The following is a 22,232-nucleotide window of genomic DNA, read 5'->3' on the forward strand; positions in this document are numbered from 1 at the left end:
GTTTAAACTATCCTGCTGCAAACAAGGACTATTCATGCTCTTATTTTTGATCATAAAAACTACAATTCCGAGTTTTTTACTCTGTTTTTTCATGACTTTTACATGAAAAATATTTGTAATTTAATGAGTTTTTTCAATTTTACCGCTTTTTTGCAATTGCACCCGCCACAGCACTGTGCTATCAATAAACCAAGCCTAAAAATCAGACAACCTGCGGAGAAAAGCCATGGCTTATCAACATATTTTAGTCCCAGTGGACGGTTCAGAAATTTCCTTTTCTGCAGTACGACATGCTGCCAAAATTGCCAAGGCATTCGGTAGTCAGCTTTCCCTGATCAGCCTGATCGCAGAAGATCCTTTTACCGAGGCTGATTTCTATTACAGCTCCTCCATCATGAAGGAATATTTTATCGAGGCACATGCCAATGCCAAAAAGGCCTTGAAAGAAGCCACTGCCATCGCAGCCGGTGAAGGTATTGAAGCGCAATCCCGCATTGTCACAGGTTTAGTCAATGCAGAACATATTGCTGAAACCGCGGGTGAGGTGAAAGCCGACCTGATCGTCATGGGTTCTCATGGCCGTAAAGGCTTCCAGAAAATGATTCTGGGCAGCTTTGCACAAGATGTATTGGGTGCGAGTGAAATTCCCGTACTGATCGTGAAAAAATAATCCTGATGCTGCGCATCTTCAAGATGCACAGTACTTGCTACTTTTACATTTGAACCTCTAGCAAAACATGCTGTGGAGATTTACTCGCTTAAACCACACTCCCCCTTTACTGCAATAATAAATATGAGGAAGCACCATGAATAACTATGATCATCTTCTCGTAGCACTCGATGAGTCCTCGATTTCCTATGCTGCCGCAGATCATGCCCTGGAACTGGCCAAAGTATTTCATAGCCATGTCACTTTACTCAGTGTGATTGCGGTGGATCCCTTTAAGGGCGTAGATTTTTACAAAGTTGCTCCTGCAGTCACAGACTATTTTATGCATGCAGAACAAAATGCGCTGGATCGTTTAAATGAACTGAAACTGAACTTTGTTCGTGATGGCATCCAGGTGACGACAAAAATCCTGCATGGCATGGCGCCGTCAGAAGGCATTATGCAGGCTGCAAATGAATCCCCGACCGATATGATCATTATGGGTTCACATGGTCGTAAGGGTCTGCAAAAACTCATGCTGGGCAGTGTCGCTCAGAATGTTCTGGCACTTTCCTCTATTCCAGTACTCATCGTCAGACAATAAGATGCTTGATCAAAGCCTGTATGATGCAGGCTTTTAGCGAAGTTTTTGATTTAACTCACTTAAGAAAATTTCAGCATCAAGCTGGCTTTGAAATACTTTTTTGTATTCTCCGACCTGCTGAATGGAATGCGGCGTATATTGAATGGAGATTTCAAGTAAGCCATTTTCAGGATTCTTGCTGACATGTACGGCAATAATATGCTGGCTATTTAAATAAAAACCATCTTCAATTTTCACTAACATATCTTGGACAACCTCTAGTAAGCGAATCTGTAGATCCCTTTACCTAGCTTACAGCTTAATAAACAAATACTCTTTTCCGTATAATCATACTGTAACACCCTTTAGTACTTACCTAAGCCTTTAGAGAAATTCAACTGTATTTAAAGCCAGCGCTTGAAATAAACAGGAAATAAAAAACCGGATCAGGTCGATCCGGTTTTTTATGAATATTGATGTTATACGCTGAGCATACTATTGAGTGTCTCAGACACATTTTTAGATTTAACCAGTGGCTTTAAGGTTTCAAGCTGTGCTTTCACTTCACTGCGTTGCGGTTCTGCCAAGGTATACCAGCGTGACAATACCTGTAGCAAACGTGAGCCTACAATCGGATTTTTCTCGTCCAGATATTTTGCCAGTCCAATAAAATGCTGCACGCCAAAGCTCCAGGTATTGACCGGATTAGCATTCAGCCCCCCGCTCACTGCACGGATACGGTTAGGCACAGCCAGATCATAATCCGGATGCTGGGTCAGATACGCAATCGTTGCATCCGTTGCTTTTGGATGTGCTGCCTGAACCATAAACCATTGGTCTAAAGACAAGGCTTCATCTTCAAAGCGGCTATAGAAATCTGCCAAAGCTTCTTCTGCTTGTGGTGCATCATTCCAGACCAAGACTTTCAGCGCACCCAAACGTTCAGACATATTCCCCGTGTGATATTGCTCATAGGCTAAATCAAAGGCAAATGCATCTCCCTGACGAGCCATCATCGTCAGCATAATATTTCTTAAAGCACGCACACCCATCGCTTGTGAGAATTCAGATTGCAGATCAGGATCCAGATTAAGATAAGTTTCTTTCGCTGTTTCTCCAAAAGCACGTGCCAAGGTATGCAGCAAAGCCTCACGCTTTTCCTGAATCATGACCGGATTATAATCCTGATCAATACGGCTACCTAAATAACCTTCCGACGGTACATCAAACAGACGTGATGCCAACAGCGGATCTTTCTCAATCACATCCGGCAAGGTATTGAGCATAGCCTCGATATAAATTTCTGCAGGCTGGTCATCCAGCAAGATACGCTCGAGTAAGGTCTGAGTTGCTTGCCACTGGTTAAAACCATTGGTCTCGTATTGCAACAGGAAAGCCAGTTCTTTTTCTGAATAGTCAAAGTCCAGATTCACCGGTGCAGAGAAATTACGCAGCAAGGACACCACCGGTTTTGCTGTCACACCGCTAAATTCGATCGTGGCTTCATCCTGATCAAACAGATACACGCCATCTTTGACGCCATTTTCAAAGAGTGCCTCAGAGTTCAGCGTTAGCTGCTCACCGCTTTCAGCATCAAACAATGCCAAAGCCACTGGAATTGGAACTGCTTTCAGATTCGGGTATTTGGCATGCGGTTTCAGGCTTTGCTTGAAGTGAAGACGATAGATTTGGGTCTCAACATCGTACTCAGCTTTTACTTGCAATTTAGGCGTACCTGGCTGGTTGTACCAGGTCAGGAAGTTTGAAAGATCCACACCTGAACCTGCTGTAAGCGCGGCCACCCAATCCTCAACTGTTACCGCCTGACCATCATGACGGCGGAAATATTCATCGGTTCCCTGACGGAATTTTTCCTTGCCAAGCAAGGTCGCCATCATGCGGTTAATTTCCGCACCTTTTTCATAAACAGTGGCAGTATAGAAGTTGTTAATTTCTACAAAATGATCCGGACGCGGTGGATGCGACAGCGGCCCTGAATCTTCCGGGAACTGATGCGCTTTGAGAACTGCTACATCATCAATACGTTGTACCGCAGCCGACTGTAAATCTTCCGAGAAAGACTGGTCACGGAATACAGTCAAGCCTTCTTTCAAACATAACTGGAACCAGTCACGACAGGTAATCCGGTTACCAGTCCAGTTATGGAAATATTCATGTGCAATGACTGACTGCACTCGCATGATTGCGGCATCAGTGGTGTACTCTTCATCGGCCAGCACGCATGAAGTATTGAAGATATTCAGACCTTTATTTTCCATGGCACCCATGTTGAATGCACTGGTCGCCACGATCATGTAGTTATCCAGATCATAAGGCAGACCATAATGCTCCTCATCCCAGCGCATGGAATGTTTGAGCGCTTCCATGGCGATTTTGCATTTTGGAATATCTTTTTCTTCTGCATAGATTTCCAGAGCTACATTGCGGCCTTCCGATGTGACATAAGAATCTTTCATCACTGCCAAATCACCAATGACACAGGCGAACAAATAGCTCGGTTTCTTGGTCGGATCCTGCCAGATGGCATAATGACGATTGGCATCGACTTCACCTGTTTCCAGCAGGTTACCATTTGCAAGCAAAACCGGATATTTCTTATCTGCTTCGACACGCGTCGTAAAGACCGACAACACATCAGGACGGTCTGGATAGAAAGTAATTTTACGGAACCCTTCTGGTTCATTTTGGGTCACAAACAGATCTGAACTGGCCTGATATAAACCTTCCAGCATCGTATTACTTTCAGGGTGGATTTTAACCACAATTTCAAGCAACACTTGATCAGGTGCATTGGCAATGACCAGCTGTTCAGCATCCAAGTGGTAGTCACTGGCATTCAGGGTTTGACCATTTAACTTAATCGATTGCAGCTCTAGATCGCGGCCAAGCAGAACCAGATCGCCAGCAGTTTGGCGCTGCATCTCCAGCTTGCTGCTGACCAGACTGTGGTCACTATAGACTTGAATATTCAGGTCGATGGAATCAACAATAAAGGAAGGTTTTTGATAGTCTTTTAAATAAATGGTTTGATCCGCTTCGATCACCGGGTTTGCCGCAATATTCATGTCCTGTCCTAATCTTTTATCGTGTTCGACATTGTTCATGTCAAAATCATACGCCAAGTTTTAAACGCTGTCTGTGCATTTGTATTGTTAGATCTAATATGGGCATTTCATGCACCACTTTCAATGCATTCTGCCTAATTGAGCAGCACTCGACTCTACATAAGAAATATCTGTGCCATAAAAATAGTCAGGATCATAATTTCTGACATTTTCATAAATAACTGATTTAAAAATATATAATTTTATTTGCTGAGTACCGCATAAATGCAGATTAAAAAATGAGCACACTTCTTGCTACAGTTAAACTGTGTTTTTCCACACTTCCAATGAAAGAATAATGATAACGATGAGGTGAGCGATGTATTTAAAACAGCATGTTGTACGGATCGAAAATATCAAAACTTTGCAGACCCTGGATCAGGCCAATATTGACCATAAAGTGATTGCCCTGTTGATGAGCTGTGAAGGCATTCCGCTTCAGGCCCATGAAGTGACTGCCATTCTCAACACCTACGATGCACTCGGTGCCAAAAAAGTGCCCTCTAAAAAGGTTCAGGCCTTAATTCATGCCAAACACCGCGGCGAGGAGGACGACACATTACCCTGCCCGGTTTAAAAAACGTCATTTCATGTTTTTAAAATCAGAGCTACTTCGGTAGCTCTTCTCTTGTTTGGGTGACTAATTTTGATTTAGAAAAATTGCACCAGTCCACTACGTTTGCATCTCATCAGCCGTGTATAATCAAATGCCCTTCCATTCTAGAGTTGCTCGCGACCATGGTATTCAGTGTTCTGCAAAAACAGCTTGATGAAAGTACTCACTGCCCATTGTGTAAGGCATCGATGTATTGGATTGAGGCAGAACAATATGATCAGGAGCTGAGCTATCATGAATGCAGCCATTGCCAGCATCAGCTTTACTCCGATCAAAAGCACAATTGTTATTGCGAACAATGTCTGGCGCAGCGTAAACGCATGCTCAAGGAAGTCCGTTTACAGGAAAACCGCCAATATCATAAAAAGCAGGATCGGCCGGTTCTTGAGCTGAATCAGCTCAGTTTTATCAATAAACTGTTTTTACTTGCGATTCTGGATGAACAGGTGCAGGAATATAGCCAACACCGTGAATATATTGACTGGCATCAAATTCGATATTATTCCATCAGTCCCAATTATCTGTTCCAACATGGTCTGGTGAAAAGCCTGATCCGGGATCAGGTTCTGATTCCCAAAGATCTCCAGCAGGAAAATCAGCATTATTATATTAATGTGCGACTGGATGGTTATTCTGAACCGACCCTGTTCAGTATCACCCAGCAGCTGCGCAATTGGTTTTATCAAAACCTGAGCCAAGGTGTGCCCTTTAAAAGTGCAGATGAAGTCAAAGATGCACTCTATTGCCTGCTGTATGAAGAAATTATTCAGTTTGCCCAATTCTATTGCCGTAGCTGGAATGTGCAGATCGCCGGAAATCAGAGCTTTCAGACTTTTTGCTATCGTCTTTTGGATGTATTGGCTGTGGGACAGATTTATTATCTGGTACAAACAGGACTGGAATATCTGTACAAACAAAAAGCCCTCAAGCCTCGCAATGAAAACTTTATTAATACCAATCTGCTGAAAAAAACCTTGCAGCAGTACCGCGAACGTTCAGTTACAGAAAAATGGGAAACCTCTACCCTGCCGCGTCCACCGCAACTGGCATTCAGCAAGATGAGCGAAATCCTGTTTTATCGGTTTTTGGGCTATGATGAAAATATCTTCTTTCAGCCAGTATGGCGTTCGTGGCACAAGATCGAACCCCGCCTGAAATTTTATTCCCAGAAACGTTGTATGCACTGCGGCTCACAGGAACTGTCGGTGGATTATGATGCCAGTGACTATGTCAGCCTGTTCTGTCGTAGCTGCAAGCATCAAGACCATTATTTTACCCGCTGACCGAATACAACGAATCTTTCTCCTATTCTAAATGACCACGATGACTACTTCGATGCAAGCATTACAGCAAACACTTCTGGACCAGATCTGTGAAGCCTGGTTGAAACTTCAGCAACAGCAACCCCTGGTGCATATCATGACCAATACGGTGGCCAGCAACTATGTCGCCAATATTGTACTGGCTGCACATGCTTCTCCGGCCATGATCGACAATCCTTTTGAAGCTGAAAGTTTTGCCAAGATTGCAGCAGCAATCAGTCTGAATCTGGGTACACCAACTACCGAGCAGGTTCAGGCGATGCAGATTGCTGCGAAAACTGCACATCAATTGCAAAAACCGTGGGTGCTTGATCCGGTCGGTTATGGAACAGTTCTGCGCTGGCGTTCTGGCGTCGTAGATCAGTTGATGCATTCCCAGCCTACGATTTTACGAGGCAATGCTTCTGAAATTGGTGCTTTGGCTGGCAAGCAGATCGAGTCCAAGGGTGTAGACAGCACAGTAGACAGTGCGGATGTTTATTTACAGGCGCGAAGTTTGCTGGATCATTGTGAATGTATCGCAATCTCCGGTGAATCTGATTACATTATTTCGAAAGACTATCCTGTGATACAGGTGTCAGGCGGTTCTGCTTTACAGCCCCGAATCACGGCGATGGGATGTGCACTCGGTGCACTGATCGCTGCCTATAGTGCAGTAACGTCTCCAGCCCTTGCTGCATTAACGGCACATGTACATTTTGCAATTGCCGGTCAATTGGCATTTGAACGCGCACAACAGTTAGGCAGTTTTAATGTCGCCTTTCTGGATGAAATCCACCAACTCAATACTGAAACAATCCGAAAATACGCCAACTTTAAAATTCTGCCAGAATCCATTTAGTTTACTGGTCGCTTCACAGGGTGTTTATTCTCTTGAATAGATAAACGCCCCTATTTAGATTGATCCTGCTCATTTGCTCTATTGACCTCATTAGAAATGTTTTGTCTAGCTCTTTCGGAGATCATTTTTGAGTAGTTTTATTCTGAACTGAGTAGGCTTCATGCAACTTATCTAGTGATTTCCACACAAACGGTTTCCATTTTACTTAAGATCTGTTTGCATCATGCAAATCTAGTTCATGTGAATTGTAGTTCAATTTTTTGTCAGTATTTAAATATGACTTTTAAGTTTTGATTAACAGGTTACATAAATCAATATTTAAAGCCTGATCATGCTTATTTTTGATTGCTGATTTGACTTTTTCGGCTTTAAAATTTCAGTGCAATACTAGGATATTCAGCTCAATCGGGAACATGACTAATAGTATGAATAGACTAATAAAAATCAGTTCAAACAATGAGCTAACTTTGATTTCAATAAGTCAGCTTTACAAATATGCATTAAAAAAGCCAGCTGCCACTAAAGCAACTGACTTTTAAGATTTGAATAAATAACGTGTTTAAAACACCTGTTTAACCTGCGTAATGAATGCTGACCGACTTGATACGATTGCTTTCAATTTCAGTGACTTTGAACTGTACACCTTGATAATTTAACTCGGTGCCCACGTCAACCGTACTGTTGGTTTTATCCAGAATCAAACCCGCAACACTGATATAACCGGCATCTTCATCAATCAGATCAATTATGCCAAGCTCAAGCTCAAGCTGATAAAGATCTAACATGCCCGATGCAATCCAGTGCGTATCATCGATTTTAACTAGATCTAGCTGTTCGTCTGCATCCGGGAATTCACCAGCAATTGCTTCAAATACATCTAGCGGTGAAATCAGACCCTGTACATTACCAAACTCGTCACTCACCAAGACCAAAGAACCTTTAGAAGTACGCAAGGTATTAATCGCGTCAATAACTTTCATCTTTTCAAAGATATAAATTGGGCGATGACGTTTAATCAGTGCTTTTAATTCTTCCGGCTCTTCCAGTACATCCAATAATTCTTTGGCACGTACTACGCTAATCACCTTATCTAGGCTACCGCGACATACCGGGAACAGACTGTGTGGAACAGACAGAATTTTTTCACGGATCTGTTCTGGGCTATCTTCCAGATCAACCCATGAAATCTGACCGCGCGGCGTCATGATCGAAGCGACTGAACGCTCTGCAAGGGTAAGCACCCCACCAATCATATAGCGTTCTTCATCTGCAAAGGTTTCTTGTGCCTCATTATTTTGACTGTCGGTCGTCTCTAGCTTGCCACCCATTAACTTCAGGATCGAGTCAGCCGTACGATGACGCAAAGGAATCTTGGATTCATGTTTAGCAGCATTACGCTGACCGAACTGGTTGAATGCTTCGATTATGATCGCAACACCAATACCTGAATAGATATAGCCTTTTGGAATATGGAAACCAAAACCTTCTGCAATCAGGCTGATACCAATCAAAAGTAGGAAGCTTAAACACAGAATCACCACGGTTGGATGGCGATTCACAAAGTTGGTCAATGGTTTCGATGCCAGTAGCATCACGCCCATTGCGACAATCATGGCAGCCATCATGACATAAATATTGTCGACCATACCAATGGCGGTAATCACTGAATCTAAAGAGAAAACAGCATCTAAAACAACAATCTGTGCAACAACAGCAGTGAAACTTGCATATACCACATTGGTAGACACTGTGACTTCAGGTTTACCTTCAATCTTTTCATGCAGCTCAGTAACGGCCTTATACACCAGGAACAAGCCACCAAATAACAAGATCAGGTCCCGACCGGAGAAGGTCCAGTCAAACACAGTAATCAATGGTTGTGTCAAAGTGACCAACCAGGCAATGGCAAATAACAGGCCTAGACGCATGAATAATGCGAGTGACAAACCGACAACACGCGCTTTATCGCGTTGTTCAGGAGGAAGTTTTTCAGCCAGAATGGCAATGAAGACTAGGTTATCAATACCTAAAACAATTTCAAGAATAATAAGAGTAATTAAACCTACCCAGATTCCGGGATCTAATAAAAATTCCATTAGAGAATTACCCCGTTCGAGTAAGCTAGAAATAGAGATGGAAGATCAACGCACGGCGAGGGATCCATTAAAATAAAACCTATGCAACTTAAGACTATTCCATTATGCATAAACTGAGTATTTTGTAATGTATTAATTTACAAAAAAATTACATGATCATGATTTTACTGAGACTTTTACGACCGACTGGTTGATGCTGAAACTGATTAATTTTAATTTTTTCTACATCATTTATTCTAAATGAATTAAAAATAAACAGCATTTAGTTCGATTAGGCTATTATTTTTAAGGTCACTTAAAGATTAGAGCATAAACTATTTTTTTATTGAAAGAACAATCACTTAAAAATATAGCTTTAGATAATCATTTACTACATTGACTAAAACCACTCCATCATCCTATATATCTTAAATCGATTAATTTATTAAAATACAATTGTTTGTATTAAAATTTATTCAGACAGGCTGCTTAAGAACAATAAAAAGTCTCGGAAAACATTTCTAATCGCGAAATACATAATGACGAATTAAATTTATACAAAATATTATCGCCTTTCATCCGATTTTAAAGAACAATCTCCGCGTCAGATAAGGCTCACATGCAGAACTGATCAACTCCTTGGGATGTTAAGCAAAACTAAAAGTGTTAGCGCTTTAAAATTTTTAAAATAAAGGTTGAAATATGCATAAACTTTTTCATAAAATGAAAGGGCCCTAGAAAAATAAATACAAGGAACATTTCATGACTAAGAAATATGCAAAATTTTTGCCGTGTACGGAAGAATTTAATTTAGAAAACTTTCCATATTATTGGGTAACTCAGGTTCATGCTCAATACGTCGTTAATGTCGATCATGCACTAAAAAAGTATGGTGTTGACAATTCCCGCCGCCGCATCCTTCTTGCACTAAAAGCCAAACCGCATGCCAGTGTTTCTGATTTGTCAGAGATGGTTGTTTCTAAAATGTCGACCACGACTAAAATTGTCTACCGCTTAAAAGACGAAGGTCTGGTTGAAACCTATTCATGTGAGGATGACGCACGGATTACCCGAGTATTTTTGACCGACAAAGGCATGCAAATGACGCATAAGATCAATGATCTGACAAATGTGGTACTGGAACAGTCATTTGAAGGCCTGACGCCTTTGCAAATTGAAAAAACCATGGAAAGTTTACGTCATATTTTCAAAAATTTAGCTCGTTAAGAGACCTACTTTTTATTTTAAATAGACGCTGGCGAATTGGCGCATACTTTACAATAATAAATAATTCGCCAGAGCTTTCTAAAAATCAAAAAAGTTCAGTTGTGGACTGACTTTTTTGATTTTTTCTTTGGTACATGTGAACATTCAAACTCTTCTACCGGAAAGCCCTCTACAAAGCTACGAATATCCGGATGCCTTAGCGTTAGCCATTCTTGCAGTCGCTGCTGTGGAATCACAATAACCGAGCGTTTGATATTACCCGGCTCATGAAACTCCTTCATCATGGGATGGTCAATTGCATCCATGGTAATCATACTGGCAGAGCGTACAATTTCCCCTTGTACCCGAGCAATCTCATACACAGCTGCAATAAAAGTCGCCTGACCATCTTTACGTCTTACACCCCAACGCTGCGGTTTATTGTCAAAATATTTGGACTCATAAAATTCCGATACCGGAATGACGCCAAAATGACATTTGGCAGTGGCCTCAGCAAAAGTGGGCTTTTGCAGTAAGGTTTCATTTCTGGCGTTATAGGTCTTGGTGCCTATAGTTTTGTCTTCTGCCCATTTCGGAATGAGTCCAAAATTCACGGAACGCCATTCCAGTCCTTGAGCGGAATGAAATAAAAGCGGTGTAGCATAATTGGGATAGACCTCCTCTGGATATTCAAAAGGAATTTCTGGCAATCCCAGATTATGCAACTGCTCTAAGGTTAAAGGCTTAAAATTGGCGCACATGGTTCATATATGTAAATCATTCGACCATAACATTATACCGTGATGCCAAGTCGAAGCCTGTCGTATTTCTATAGTTTTAGGCGCGTTGACTGTTATGAATTCGGTACCGTCAACCAATGTGTCCGGGTAAACTCTTCAAAAATCCAGCGACCATTGAAACGACCCAATCCTGAATTTTTCTCGCCGCCAAAGGGCGCATTTGACTGGTCTGCCACACTAATGCCATTAATATGTGTCATACCGATATCCAGTTGTGCGGCAAACGCGCTGCCTCGCTCGATGTTTGAGGTACATACTGCACTGGATAAACCAAACTCGGTCGCATTGGCCAGGTTTAAAGCATGTGCTTCATTCCGGGCTTTTAAGATAGGTAAAATCGGACCGAAGCTTTCTTGCTGCGCCAGATCGGAATCTTCCGCGACATCAATAAAAATATGCGGATAGACCAGATTCCCTTCAATTCCTCCTTCATACACCAGTTGTGCGCCCTGCTCGCTGCCTGTTTGAATGATCTGTTGATGCTTTTCAACCTGACTCTGATTAATGATCGGACCGATCACGGTATCTTCCAGATTTGGATCACCCACCGGAATCATTTTGATCCGATCCAGGAGCTTATCTACATAAGCATCATGGATAGAGGCATCGACAATGACCCGGTTAGTACTCATGCAAATTTGTCCCTGATGCATAAAACGCCCCATCAGCGTTAGTTCAACCGCAAGATCAAGATCGGCATCATCCAGAATGACCAAAGGTGCATTGCCACCCAGTTCAAGTGCCAGACGTTTGATTCTCGAACTGGCTAGAGCCTTACTGCCAACACTTTTTCCCACTTCGGTGGAGCCGGTAAATGAAATCATTTTCGGCACTGAATGCTCAACAAAATAATCCCCGATTTCACTGCCAGCACCGGCAACAATATTCAGTGCACCTGCAGGCAAACCTGCCTCTTCAAATAATTTACCAATTAAGGTGCCGCCAGTCACTGGTGTATCACTGGCTGGCTTCAGCACAACGGTATTACCACAGGCAATTGCAGTTGCCACTGAACGTAAGGATAAATGAAATGGAAAGTTCCATGGACTAATGACAGCAATCACACCTAAGGGCTTGCGCAAAACCATACTTTTACGTGCCGGATCCTTACTTTCCAGCTGTTCTGTTTGGATCCAGTCTGGAAAAGCCAGACTTTCCTGAATGATGCCCAGAGCAGCATCCACCTCAACGCTGGCTTTAATGCGCGTACTGCCTGATTCAATAATGAGCCAGTCAATGATTTCGTCCCGACGCTGCTGAATAATTGTCATCACATTTTGCAGCACTGTTTTTCGTACTTCAGTGGGATTCAAAACACCCTGCTGAAAAGCCTGCTCTGCTGCGGTATAAGCACTGTCGACATCGACAGAACTGGCAGCTGCCATACTAAAAATTTCACTCTGGGTATAGGGATTAATATTTTTTATTATTCTGGTTGAAGTACCAGCTTGCCACTGACCATGAATAAACTGCTGGTCTAAATTTTGATATACCGTTGTCATTTTATTGTTTCCTCACATGCTTTGCCCCCACTTTAAGAGTTCAACTGGAAAATTTCTAGTCAAAACAACGACGGCTTACCATTAGACAATAAAAAAGCCTCCGAAGAGGCTTTTTTAAGCTAGACAGGATTAGTCACCTGTATAACCTTTTAACTTTAAACGTGCTGCATGCAGAAGCGGCTCGGTATAACCTGATGGCTGCTCGCCACCTTTAAAGATCAGGTCAGATGCCGCCTGGAAGGCAATATTGTTGGCAAAGTCAGCAGACATTGGCGTATACAATGGATCGTTGGCATTTTGCTCATCCACAATTTTCGCCATACGTTGCATGACTTCTTCTACCTGTTCACGACTTACGATACCGTGACGCAACCAGTTCGCAACGTGTTGTGAAGAAATACGTAGAGTTGCACGGTCTTCCATTAAACCGACATCATTGATGTCTGGCACTTTAGAACAACCTACACCCAAATCTACCCAACGAACCACATAACCTAAAATACCTTGACAGTTATTTTCAAGTTCTTTGGTTTTTTCTTCTTCAGACCAGTTAGTGTCTTTCGCCAATGGCGGTGTCAACAAATCATCTAGAGATAAAGGCTGAGTCGACAATAGTTCTTGCTGACGGTCTGCAACATTAATCTGGTGATAGTGAATCGCGTGGATCACCGCACCTGTAGGTGATGGAACCCATGCACAGCTCGCACCCGCTTCAGGATGTTCAGTTTTGGTTTTGTACATGTCAAGCAGCATGTCTGGCTTTGGCCACATGCCTTTACCAATCTGTGCTTTACCACGTAAACCCGCTTGCAGACCAATCATCACGTTACGGTTTTCATAAGCCGGGAACCAGATTTGGCCTTTTACTTCGCCTTTACGAACGAATGGACCAGCTTCCATAAAGGTATGGATTTCGTCACCAGTACGGTCCATGAAACCTGTATTGATGAAGATAGTACGATCTTTGGCTTGTGCAATACAGTTCTTCAAGTTCACAGAAGTACGGCGTTCTTCATCCATAATCCCGATTTTTAAAGTTTTTGCAGGTAAGCCGAGTGCCTGTTCTGCACGTTCAAACAATTCAACGGCAAATGCCACTTCTTCAGGACCATGCATTTTCGGCTTAACGATATACATTGAACCTTGACGCGAGTTCTTGATGGTGTTTTCACCTTTGATGTCTGCAAAAGACAATAATGGCGTAACCAATGCATCCATGATGCCTTCATAGATTTCTGCGCCATCTACCAGAATCGCAGGGTTCGTCATTAAATGACCAACATTACGTAGCAACATCAATGAACGGCCGTGAACTTTAGTTTCACCACCTTCTACATTTTTGAAAGTACGGTCTTCATTCAGTTTACGGGTAACAGTTTTACCGTTTTTCTCAATAGACTCCTCTAAAGTACCTTTCATTAGGCCTAACCAGTTACGGTAGCCTTCCACTTTTTCTTCAGCGTCAACGGCTGCAATCGAGTCTTCCAAGTCCTGAATGGTCGTAACCGCCGCTTCAAGAACCACATCTTTTACACCAGCGGCATCAGTTTGGCCAATCGGGCTGCTAGCATCAATTTGTACAATAGCGTGCAGACCATTATTTTTAAATACGATTTCAGTCGGTGCTGAAGCTTCGCCATTGTAGCCAACGAATTTAGCCGCATCTGCCACAGTTGTTTTTGAACCGTCTTTTAGGGTAACAACCAGTGCATTAGCTTCAACTGCGTATTGAGTTGCGTCTGCATGCGAACCTTGTGCCAGTGGGAAAGTTTCGTCGAGGAAATTCTTGGCAAATGCGACAACTTTTTCACCACGTTTCGGGTTATAACCTTTGCCTTTTTCCGCACCATCTTCTTCAGAGATGACATCGAAACCGTAAAGTGCATCGTACAAAGAACCCCAACGTGCGTTTGCAGCGTTCAAGCAGTAACGTGCATTACGTACTGGTACCACCAACTGTGGACCTGCCAGTATTGCAATTTCTTCGTCTACATTTTTAGTGCTGATTTGAAAATCTTCTACTTCTGGTAACAAGTAGCCAATTTCAGTCAAGAAAGCTTTGTAAGCTTGTAATTCAAATGTGTTATTGTGGTGCCATTCATCAATTTTCGCCTGAATGTCATCACGCTTAGCCAAAAGTGCTTTATTTTTAGGGCTAAGATCAACAACGACTTGTTCAAAGTTTTTCCAGTATGTTTCGCTGTCTAAACCAGAACCTGGTAGTGCTTCATTTTCGATGAAATCGTAAAGTTCTTTAGCAATCGCTAACTTGCCTTTTTGAATACGTGCAGTCATTGTCTTTCCTGATATTGCTACTTTTTATACAAGAGATTCTAGTATACCGATTAAAATCTAGCTGAATAGTATTATCACATTGCTAAATACTGAGCATTTTTTCTAATATGAATACCCTCATAAACATATTTGATCTTTCTCAGTTACAAATAGATATCATTCTGCTAAATACCCTAATGACAGTGTATAAAGTTTTCGAAATGTAGAAATTAGACTTAAGTTCAGATTTTCGAGTAAAAATTATGCATTCTAGTTATACACGATCACATTTAGACCAAGATTAAGCCATGTTTAATCAGGCTTGTCGATAATTTAAGTCCCTATTTTTATAAAAAAAGCGCTGGTAAATGACCAGCGCTTTTATTCTTAGTCTCCGTTCACGGAGGCGATTTTCTCAATCTGGCGATGTTCAGAATTCAGGTATTCATCCGACTGCATTTCCAGCAAACGGGAACGGGTCCGTTCAATTTCAAAGGCCAGTTTTTCACCCTGGTAAATATCCACGATATTATCTTCTGAGGTTAAGAGTAACTTGACGCCACGGTCATAAAATTCATCGACCAGATAAATAAAACGGCGCGTTCCATCATTCAGGAAATCGGTCAGGTGTGGCACATTACTCACCAAAACCGTATTATAAATATTGGCGATTTCAATAAAATCAGCCGGACTGCGTGGCTTTAAACACAGTTCAGAAAATTCACACCACAATACATCTTCAGTATGTGACACGGTTTCAACAATACGGTTGTTGATAATAATCGGCTCTTCAGAACAGGTCTGAGTCTGGGTCAAAGCGCTAAAACGTTGAGCAATCCAGTTTTTATGATCATGCGTTAACGGGAATTTAAACAATTGTGCCTGTTTTAGAACCCGTAGACGGTAATCGACTCCGGCATCAACATTTAAGACCACACAGTTTTTCTTGACCAGTTCGATGGTAGGCATAAAACGGTCACGGTGAATGCCGTTCTTATATAAACCGTCCGGTGCGATATTCGAAGTAGCGACCAAGGTGATACCACGTTCAAACAGCTTCTGGAACAGATCGCTCAGGATCATTGCATCCGTCACGTTAGACACAAAAAATTCATCAAAACAGATGATGACCGCTTCTTTATAAATTCGATCCGCCACGATATCTAGCGGATTACGCTGTCCGGATAATTTGTTTAACTCACGATGCACATGCTGCATAAAATGGTGAAAATGCATCCGGGTTTTACGGCGAAACGGAATCGAATCGTAAAACTGATCCATTAACCAAGTTTTTCCACGCCCCACACCACCCCACATGTACACCCCTTTCGGAGATGTCTGACGGCGAAAGCGGCGAAATGCTTTTTTCGATGCCTTAAAACGCTGAATCAATTCCAGCCAGACACGATTCAGTTCATGTACTGCCATTGCCTGTGCTTCATCAGGCATAAACTGTCCCGAAGAGATCGCTTGTGCATAACGTTCTGCAGGAGAAATCGGACTAAAAGCGGTGCTGTGCTGTGAATTAAAATCGGACATAGAATTTCGTACTATTTGGGATCAATTTAATTATAGCGGAGTTTAATCAACACGCTATAACACTTTGGCATAAACTAACTTAGGCTATTTTATATATTGCCGAGGACTTTGCCCAAACCAGCGTTTAAAGGCATGGTTAAAAGCGGCCGGCTCGGAATAGCCTAATAATTCTGCAATCATTTCAATCGAATACTGTTTATATTCAATCAGTCGCAAAGCCTTATCTTTAATAATTTCTTCGCGAATCTGCTTATAACTGGTATCACACTGCTGTAACTGATGCCGCAAGGTTCGTTCCGGAATATTCAACGCCTGTGCCGTTTCAGCCATGCTCGGTATCAGGCCGCTTTGGATTTCCAGATAATCCTGCACACGCTGCACCACAGTCGGCGTCTGCTCATCCTGTTGCAAACGCTCCAGTTCAGCCAGACATTTGGCTTCATAGACAGCAAAAGTGACCGCATCTGCAGAAGGAATTTTAATATCCAACACTGCTTCATCAAACCAGAATGCTGCCCGAGATGCATCAAACTGTACCTGTGTTCCATAATAATCATGATAGACCTTTAAGGTATTCAGATCTTCTGGATAGGCAAATGGCAACTCGATCCGCAAATCAGGTTTGGATAAGCCCATCAATTTGTAGATTTCCCGGATAAACTTAAACGTTCCGGAAATCTCTGCCTGTGCCAGCAACATTCTCAAATGATCATCCTGCTGCTTGGCTCGATAACATAGCGCGCTATGATGCTCGCTTTGCTGCAAGGCCAACTGACCGGTCAAATGCGTCAACTGCTGAAAACGGATCACCTGATTCAATGCATCACGTACCGTAGGACTGGTCACCAGCAACATGAGTAAGGGACCATAACCTGCCAAAGCATAATGCTGGCCAATCAATAATCCCTGTTCAGGTTGGATTTCCTGTCCCACCACCTTAAGCACATCATGTTCCAGACTCGGATGGATCACCGAGCTTGGATCAAAGGCATCTACACGCAGCCCAATGTTTTGCAGTTTCTGATCGACCTCCATGCCAGCCTTGCGCATTCCTTGAATCAAATACATCAGACTGAGAACAGAACGTTTCATAACCATACAAATACAATGTGATTATTCTAGTTGTACTATAAAAATAATGTGTCGGCTATTGCCGTTTAGATCAATTTTCTATCTAATCATCAAGGAGCAAATTACGATAAATATCCAACATTAAAATAAGTAAGGAATTTACTGATGCTAGATTATGCCACCGCTACACGTTCCCATCCCCATACTAAAGTTGCCATTATTGGAGCTAGTTGCGGAGGGATTGCCATGGCAATACGTTTACAACAGCATGGTATTTATGATTTTATTATTCTTGAAAAAGGTAACGATTTTGGCGGAACCTGGCGGGACAATCAGTACCCTGGAGCAGCCTGTGATGTGCAATCACATTTATATTCCTTGTCATTTGCACCGAAAAGCAATTGGTCCAAACGTTATGCGGAAGCACCCGAGATATTTTCTTATATTCAGGATCTGGTGACCGATTATAACCTGCGTGCTTTTTGCCGTTTAAATACCGAAGTACTGGCAGCACATTACCAGGCAGAACGCTGTCTATGGCAATTACAGCTACAGGATCAAAGTATCCTTGAAGCCCAGTTTGTTATATTCGCTTCCGGACCTTTACATATTCCGCAAATCCCAGATATTCTCGGTATTGAGAAATTCCAAGGCAAAGTCTTTCATTCTGCGCAATGGGATCACACTTATGACCCGACTGGCAAAAATGTCGCATCGATTGGAACAGGTGGCAGCGCCATTCAATATATTCCGGAAATTGCCCCGAAATGCAAACAACTGTATGTCATGCAACGTACTGCGGCTTGGGTCATTCCTCGGGATGAACGTGCCTACCCGAATCTTGAAAAGAAACTCTTTAAAAAATATGACTGGTTTAGAAAGCTACACCGTGCCCGCCTGTATTGGTCAAATGAATCGCGTGTGGTACCGATTGTCAAACCGGGCATTATGAAATTCACCCAAAAACTGGCAGAACTATTCATTAAATATGAGGTTAAAAACCCTGAATTGGCCAAGAAACTAACTCCCGATTACATCATGGGCTGCAAACGTATTCTGGTTTCAAATAAATACTTCCCGACGTTTAACCGCCATAATGTGGAACTGGTGACCGAGAAGATTCAGGAACTGACTGAACACAGTATCATTACACAAGATGGAAAAGAGCGGCCGATTGACTGTCTGATTTATGGCACCGGATTCATTACCGATCCACGTATCTATATGAAGAATTTTCAATGTACCGGGCTTGATGGCGTAGAACTGAATGAAATGTGGAAACAAGGTGCTGAAAGCTATTATGGAATTTGCGTGAAAGACTTTCCAAACCTGTTTCAGTTACTGGGGCCAAATACCCTATTGGCACACAATTCTGTCATTTTTATGATTGAGGCACAAGTTGAATATATTTTGCAATTGATGCAACTGGTCGATCAATCCCAAAGCGATGCCATTATGGTTAAAGACCAGGCACAAGATACATTTAATCAGCAGGTGCAACATATGTTTGAAAAGACCGTGTGGCAATCTGGCTGTGTCAACTGGTATCAGCAGGAAGGTGGCAAGAACTTTGCCTTATGGCCAACTTATACCTGGAAATACTGGCTCAAAACCAAAAAGCCAAATGCCACAGATTATCGATTATTGAATAAAGTCGCCTAAAAGCTTTTACCATCTGACATCAAGCGGTGGCATAATTTATAGGTAATTTTTTCAATCCATTAAATTTATGCAATCGCTTTGGCTTATCTTTCAGCTTCTATTCTGTCTAGCACTCGGTTTTGCCATGGCAAAACAAATTCCGCTTTCGATTATTAAAATCTGTTTCAAGCTATTGCCCTATTTTAGCTATGTTTTATTGATTGCAATTGCCTTTGAATTTTCACAATTGGTAGATGAATTGCAGCATCCTCTCCAGATTTTGAGTACGTCGATCAGCATTGCCTTTCTGACCTCGCTCGGTGCTTTTGCATTTTGCTATCTACTATTTAAATGGGCAGGTTATCCTCCCAGTTCCGGTCGGGTATCCGTCGACCTGGTGCTTAAATCCCTACTGAACATGAGCTATGCCTTTTTGGCTCTCGCAGGCGGATATTGTTTACATACGGGCTTGAATCTATTTGATCTATCCGTGCAAATCAGCACCTGGCATTTGTTGCTGGTATTTATGTTCATGATTGGCCTGGATCTGGCTTATTCACCTTTAGATCGTTCCTGGTTAAATTTTAAAATTCTCTTAGTTCCGATTGGTTGTATTTTTGGTTCATTATTTGCAGTCATGCTTTATTCATTCTGGAATACAGACATCAGTCTAAAAGATTTGATCATGCTGTCACAAGGCTATGGATTTTACTCAATGTCAGGTGTTGTCGTAACAGAACTCAGAAATGCAGAACTCGGCAGTATCGCGCTAATGAATGACCTGTTTAGAGAAATTTTTGCCATCTTACTCATGTATTGTATGGGCTGGAGATACCCAAGATCCGCCATTTCCGCAGCGGGTGCAACTGCGATGGATGTGACTCTACCGATGGTTAAACAGGCCTGTGGGCATGATTTTATTCCACATGCCATGGTCAGTGGTTTTATTTTGTCACTGTTAGCACCAGTCATGGTGAGTGTATTGGCAGCGATTTAATTACTTTATCACTTTCTCAATCTCACTAAATTCCTCTTTTATAAAAAGGAACTCTCCTCCCTGATTCAGTTTAAAAGCAGAATTTTAAAACGAAGCACAAGCAAGTAGGCCGAGAGGGCTGACTAAAAACTTAAATCAATATCACTTAAGGCATCGCCTACTGTTTCAATAACATCCGAAGCAAGACTGATGGCATCAGATGCCAAACTGACCACATCGATCCCCGCTGTCCGATCTGCTGAGCTTGCCTGCTGTTGTTGCTATTCTTGTTGCTTAAGCTGTTCTGCCTGTTGAATATTTTGAATCACGTCATTCTGTACTTTTTATAATTGTGGTTCAGATGAAGTCATCATTTTTCCTTTTTATTTTATAACCATTTTTTCAATATATAAAAAAAGCCTTTCGACTGAAAGGCTTTTTGTCATTCAAACCGTATTAAAGCGTTGCCAAAATATCTTTCAAAGTCTGACGCATATTTTTAGACTGGGTAATCGGGCGACCAATTACCAGATGTGTTGAGCCATCTAGCATTGCCTGTTTCGGTGTCACAATACGTTTCTGGTCATCTGCATTCGACCCTTCTGGACGAATGCCGGGTGTCACTAATGCAAAGTCTTTTCCAATCGTTTCACGTAACATTTTCGCTTCTTGAGCTGAGCAAACCACCCCATCTAGACCACTGTCTTTTGTCAGTTGTGCCAGACGTTTTACATGCTCATTTGGCTCAATATCCAGACCAATATCTTTCAAGTCTTCACGGCCCATTGACGTCAATACAGTCACTGCAATCAACTGAGTTTTATAATTACCCGCTTGTAAACGCTCTACACAGGTTTCCATCATCTTGCGGCCACCTGAGGCATGCACATTGACCATCCACACACCCAAATCTGCTGCCGCGCATACTGCCTGTGCTGTTGTATTTGGAATATCATGAAATTTCAGATCCAAAAATACATCAAAGCCTCTATCTTGAAGCGCTTTGACAATGATTGGACCTTCATGGGTAAATAACTCTTTACCAACTTTAAGTCGACACAAGGCAGGATCTAACTGTTCTGCAATGGCTAAGGCATCAAATTGGCTTTTGGCATCTAGTGCGACGATGATACTCAAGAGATTACCCCTTCATATAGGCAAAAAATAAGCCCATTATAATGGGCTTTGATTTTCATTGGTAATATCTAATACAGTTTTTTCATGCCGGGTATGGGCTGCTGCTTCAGCGGCCATTAACTTGGCTGTATTCAACTGTTCCTTACGTAGATGTTCAATGTCTTTACGCAGTCGTTTAATTTCCCAATTCGTCTGAAAAACCCGGAAGATCTGAACGCCCAATAACAGGCCCAAAACGACACCTAAAGATAACGTGAGGAGAAGTAATAATCCCAGGCGCATTGCGGGAACTTGAGTAAATAACAAGTCCACTGACAATTCGGTACCGTTTTGCAAAACCAAAGCTAATGAATAACCAAACAGTACCAATAAAAGAATGACCAGAACGTAACGCATGAACACCCCGCAAAATATTTACAATTATTTTTGTGCAGACTCGTTCACAGCGTCACGAAGTGCCTTGCCTGGTTTAAAGTGCGGAACTGCTTTTGCAGCCACTTCTACTGATTTACCAGTTTTAGGGTTACGACCTACGCGCGGTTCACGGTGATGCAATGCAAAACTACCAAATCCACGAATCTCGATACGGTTGTCAGTTGATAATGCTTCTATCATTTGATCGATCATAATTTTAACGGCTTCTTCCACTAAAGGCTCAGCCAAATGCGGATTTTTTAATGCAATACGCTCTATTAAGTCAGACTTATTAAGTGCTTCAGTAGTCATCTGCGACCTCTTTAATTATCAAGCTACTTGGGATCTATTTCCCGATAATAACCTGTTTAAATACAAAACGGTAGCGCAATAATTAAATACTACGCTACCGTTTACAGTATTTGTATAAAAAGTATTAGTTAAATTACATTAACAATACA

18 protein-coding genes and 1 pseudogene are annotated in these 22,232 nt (G+C 42.0%); 8 read left to right on the plus strand and 11 right to left on the minus strand.

The features are described 5' to 3' along the window. The first annotated feature begins 226 nt into the window (after positions 1 to 226). A complete protein-coding gene (locus G4D73_RS03595; RefSeq protein ID WP_004278834.1) occupies positions 227 to 670 on the plus strand; it encodes a universal stress protein in 444 nt (147 codons plus the stop codon). A gap of 136 nt (positions 671 to 806) precedes the next feature. Beyond that, complete coding sequence (locus tag G4D73_RS03600) at positions 807 to 1,253, plus strand: universal stress protein (protein WP_004278835.1); 447 nt, start codon at positions 807 to 809, stop codon at positions 1,251 to 1,253. Positions 1,254 to 1,286: 33 nt separating this feature from the next. Here G4D73_RS03600 and G4D73_RS03605 read toward each other — a convergent pair whose 3' ends face one another. Together G4D73_RS03605 and pepN are read right to left on the minus strand one after the other, a co-directional pair. Then, a complete protein-coding gene (locus G4D73_RS03605) occupies positions 1,287 to 1,496 on the minus strand; it encodes a hypothetical protein (protein ID WP_004278836.1) in 210 nt (69 codons plus the stop codon). Between the two features lie 215 nt (positions 1,497 to 1,711). Next, entirely contained in the window at positions 1,712 to 4,318 is a 2,607-nt protein-coding gene (pepN, locus tag G4D73_RS03610; RefSeq protein WP_213687401.1) for an aminopeptidase N, read from the minus strand. A 358-nt stretch (positions 4,319 to 4,676) separates the two neighbouring features. On the opposite strand from pepN, the gene G4D73_RS03615 reads away from it, so the two are divergent. The 3 genes from G4D73_RS03615 to thiM all read left to right on the plus strand — a co-directional run bounded on the left by G4D73_RS03615 (position 4,677) and on the right by thiM (position 7,136). Continuing rightward, positions 4,677 to 4,934 carry a hypothetical protein gene (locus tag G4D73_RS03615; protein ID WP_004278839.1) on the plus strand — a complete coding sequence of 86 codons (258 nt, stop codon included), beginning with the start codon at positions 4,677 to 4,679 and terminating at the stop codon, positions 4,932 to 4,934. 161 nt (positions 4,935 to 5,095) lie between these two features. Then, a complete protein-coding gene (locus G4D73_RS03620) occupies positions 5,096 to 6,256 on the plus strand; it encodes a hypothetical protein (RefSeq protein ID WP_005106588.1) in 1,161 nt (386 codons plus the stop codon). A gap of 31 nt (positions 6,257 to 6,287) precedes the next feature. Further along, entirely contained in the window at positions 6,288 to 7,136 is an 849-nt protein-coding gene (gene thiM, locus G4D73_RS03625) for a hydroxyethylthiazole kinase (protein ID WP_082180536.1), read from the plus strand. A 572-nt stretch (positions 7,137 to 7,708) separates the two neighbouring features. On the opposite strand, the gene G4D73_RS03630 is transcribed toward thiM, so the two are convergent. Continuing rightward, on the minus strand, positions 7,709 to 9,232 hold the full coding sequence (locus tag G4D73_RS03630) for a TerC family protein (RefSeq protein ID WP_071850116.1): 1,524 nt from the start codon (positions 9,230 to 9,232) through the stop codon (positions 7,709 to 7,711). Between the two features lie 741 nt (positions 9,233 to 9,973). Here G4D73_RS03630 and G4D73_RS03635 point away from each other — a divergent pair. Beyond that, positions 9,974 to 10,438 (plus strand): MarR family winged helix-turn-helix transcriptional regulator, encoded by a 465-nt coding sequence (locus tag G4D73_RS03635; RefSeq protein WP_004278843.1) that lies wholly within the window; start codon positions 9,974 to 9,976, stop codon positions 10,436 to 10,438. Positions 10,439 to 10,516: 78 nt separating this feature from the next. On the opposite strand, the pseudogene G4D73_RS03640 reads toward G4D73_RS03635, so the two are convergent. The 5 genes and pseudogenes from G4D73_RS03640 to G4D73_RS03660 all read right to left on the minus strand — a co-directional run bounded on the left by G4D73_RS03640 (position 10,517) and on the right by G4D73_RS03660 (position 17,624). Further along, positions 10,517 to 11,178, minus strand: a pseudogene (locus tag G4D73_RS03640) (SOS response-associated peptidase family protein). 92 nt (positions 11,179 to 11,270) lie between these two features. After that, positions 11,271 to 12,719: an aldehyde dehydrogenase family protein gene (locus G4D73_RS03645; protein WP_071850114.1), complete on the minus strand. Its 1,449-nt coding sequence runs from the start codon at positions 12,717 to 12,719 to the stop codon at positions 11,271 to 11,273. A gap of 129 nt (positions 12,720 to 12,848) precedes the next feature. Continuing rightward, positions 12,849 to 15,014, minus strand: coding sequence for a malate synthase G (locus G4D73_RS03650; protein WP_213687402.1), 2,166 nt, complete (start codon positions 15,012 to 15,014; stop codon positions 12,849 to 12,851). Positions 15,015 to 15,380: 366 nt separating this feature from the next. After that, on the minus strand, positions 15,381 to 16,532 hold the full coding sequence (zapE, locus tag G4D73_RS03655) for a cell division protein ZapE (protein ID WP_005247309.1): 1,152 nt from the start codon (positions 16,530 to 16,532) through the stop codon (positions 15,381 to 15,383). 84 nt (positions 16,533 to 16,616) lie between these two features. Then, positions 16,617 to 17,624, minus strand: coding sequence for a helix-turn-helix domain-containing protein (locus tag G4D73_RS03660; RefSeq protein ID WP_213687403.1), 1,008 nt, complete (start codon positions 17,622 to 17,624; stop codon positions 16,617 to 16,619). 144 nt (positions 17,625 to 17,768) lie between these two features. Between G4D73_RS03660 and G4D73_RS03665 the strand changes: the two genes are divergently transcribed. Continuing rightward, a complete protein-coding gene (locus tag G4D73_RS03665; protein ID WP_213687404.1) occupies positions 17,769 to 19,265 on the plus strand; it encodes a flavin-containing monooxygenase in 1,497 nt (498 codons plus the stop codon). Positions 19,266 to 19,332: 67 nt separating this feature from the next. Next, on the plus strand, positions 19,333 to 20,241 hold the full coding sequence (locus tag G4D73_RS03670; protein WP_004278850.1) for a lysine exporter LysO family protein: 909 nt from the start codon (positions 19,333 to 19,335) through the stop codon (positions 20,239 to 20,241). A gap of 435 nt (positions 20,242 to 20,676) precedes the next feature. Here the strand turns inward: G4D73_RS03670 and pyrF are convergent, their stop codons facing one another. The 3 genes from pyrF to G4D73_RS03690 are packed head-to-tail and all read right to left on the minus strand — an operon-like array spanning position 20,677 to position 22,083. Next, a complete protein-coding gene (pyrF, locus tag G4D73_RS03680) occupies positions 20,677 to 21,357 on the minus strand; it encodes an orotidine-5'-phosphate decarboxylase (protein ID WP_004278851.1) in 681 nt (226 codons plus the stop codon). Positions 21,358 to 21,393: 36 nt separating this feature from the next. Continuing rightward, positions 21,394 to 21,753, minus strand: a complete 360-nt coding sequence (locus G4D73_RS03685; protein ID WP_004278852.1) for a lipopolysaccharide assembly protein LapA domain-containing protein — start codon at positions 21,751 to 21,753, stop codon at positions 21,394 to 21,396. Between the two features lie 24 nt (positions 21,754 to 21,777). Continuing rightward, positions 21,778 to 22,083, minus strand: coding sequence for an integration host factor subunit beta (locus G4D73_RS03690; protein WP_004278853.1), 306 nt, complete (start codon positions 22,081 to 22,083; stop codon positions 21,778 to 21,780). Between the last annotated feature and the right edge of the window lie 149 nt (positions 22,084 to 22,232).

It is taken from the genome of Acinetobacter sp. WY4 (genome assembly GCF_018438165.1).
Taxonomy (GTDB): domain Bacteria; phylum Pseudomonadota; class Gammaproteobacteria; order Pseudomonadales; family Moraxellaceae; genus Acinetobacter.

Excerpts from the sequence above, each read along its gene's own strand:
- G4D73_RS03615 (WP_004278839.1), top strand. The coding sequence starts at position 4,677 with ATGTATTTAAAACAGCATGTTGTACGGATCGAAAATATCAAAACTTTG.
- G4D73_RS03600 (WP_004278835.1), top strand. The coding sequence starts at position 807 with ATGAATAACTATGATCATCTTCTCGTAGCACTCGATGAGTCCTCGATT.
- G4D73_RS03690 (WP_004278853.1), bottom strand. The coding sequence starts at position 22,083 with ATGACTACTGAAGCACTTAATAAGTCTGACTTAATAGAGCGTATTGCA.
- G4D73_RS03630 (WP_071850116.1), bottom strand. The coding sequence starts at position 9,232 with ATGGAATTTTTATTAGATCCCGGAATCTGGGTAGGTTTAATTACTCTT.
- G4D73_RS03660 (WP_213687403.1), bottom strand. The coding sequence starts at position 17,624 with ATGAAACGTTCTGTTCTCAGTCTGATGTATTTGATTCAAGGAATGCGC.
- G4D73_RS03595 (WP_004278834.1), top strand. The coding sequence starts at position 227 with ATGGCTTATCAACATATTTTAGTCCCAGTGGACGGTTCAGAAATTTCC.
- G4D73_RS03620 (WP_005106588.1), top strand. The coding sequence starts at position 5,096 with ATGGTATTCAGTGTTCTGCAAAAACAGCTTGATGAAAGTACTCACTGC.
- G4D73_RS03685 (WP_004278852.1), bottom strand. The coding sequence starts at position 21,753 with ATGCGTTACGTTCTGGTCATTCTTTTATTGGTACTGTTTGGTTATTCA.
- thiM (WP_082180536.1), top strand. The coding sequence starts at position 6,288 with ATGACCACGATGACTACTTCGATGCAAGCATTACAGCAAACACTTCTG.
- G4D73_RS03605 (WP_004278836.1), bottom strand. The coding sequence starts at position 1,496 with ATGTTAGTGAAAATTGAAGATGGTTTTTATTTAAATAGCCAGCATATT.
- G4D73_RS03665 (WP_213687404.1), top strand. The coding sequence starts at position 17,769 with ATGCTAGATTATGCCACCGCTACACGTTCCCATCCCCATACTAAAGTT.
- pepN (WP_213687401.1), bottom strand. The coding sequence starts at position 4,318 with ATGAATATTGCGGCAAACCCGGTGATCGAAGCGGATCAAACCATTTAT.
- G4D73_RS03670 (WP_004278850.1), top strand. The coding sequence starts at position 19,333 with ATGCAATCGCTTTGGCTTATCTTTCAGCTTCTATTCTGTCTAGCACTC.
- zapE (WP_005247309.1), bottom strand. The coding sequence starts at position 16,532 with ATGTCCGATTTTAATTCACAGCACAGCACCGCTTTTAGTCCGATTTCT.
- G4D73_RS03635 (WP_004278843.1), top strand. The coding sequence starts at position 9,974 with ATGACTAAGAAATATGCAAAATTTTTGCCGTGTACGGAAGAATTTAAT.
- G4D73_RS03645 (WP_071850114.1), bottom strand. The coding sequence starts at position 12,719 with ATGACAACGGTATATCAAAATTTAGACCAGCAGTTTATTCATGGTCAG.
- G4D73_RS03650 (WP_213687402.1), bottom strand. The coding sequence starts at position 15,014 with ATGACTGCACGTATTCAAAAAGGCAAGTTAGCGATTGCTAAAGAACTT.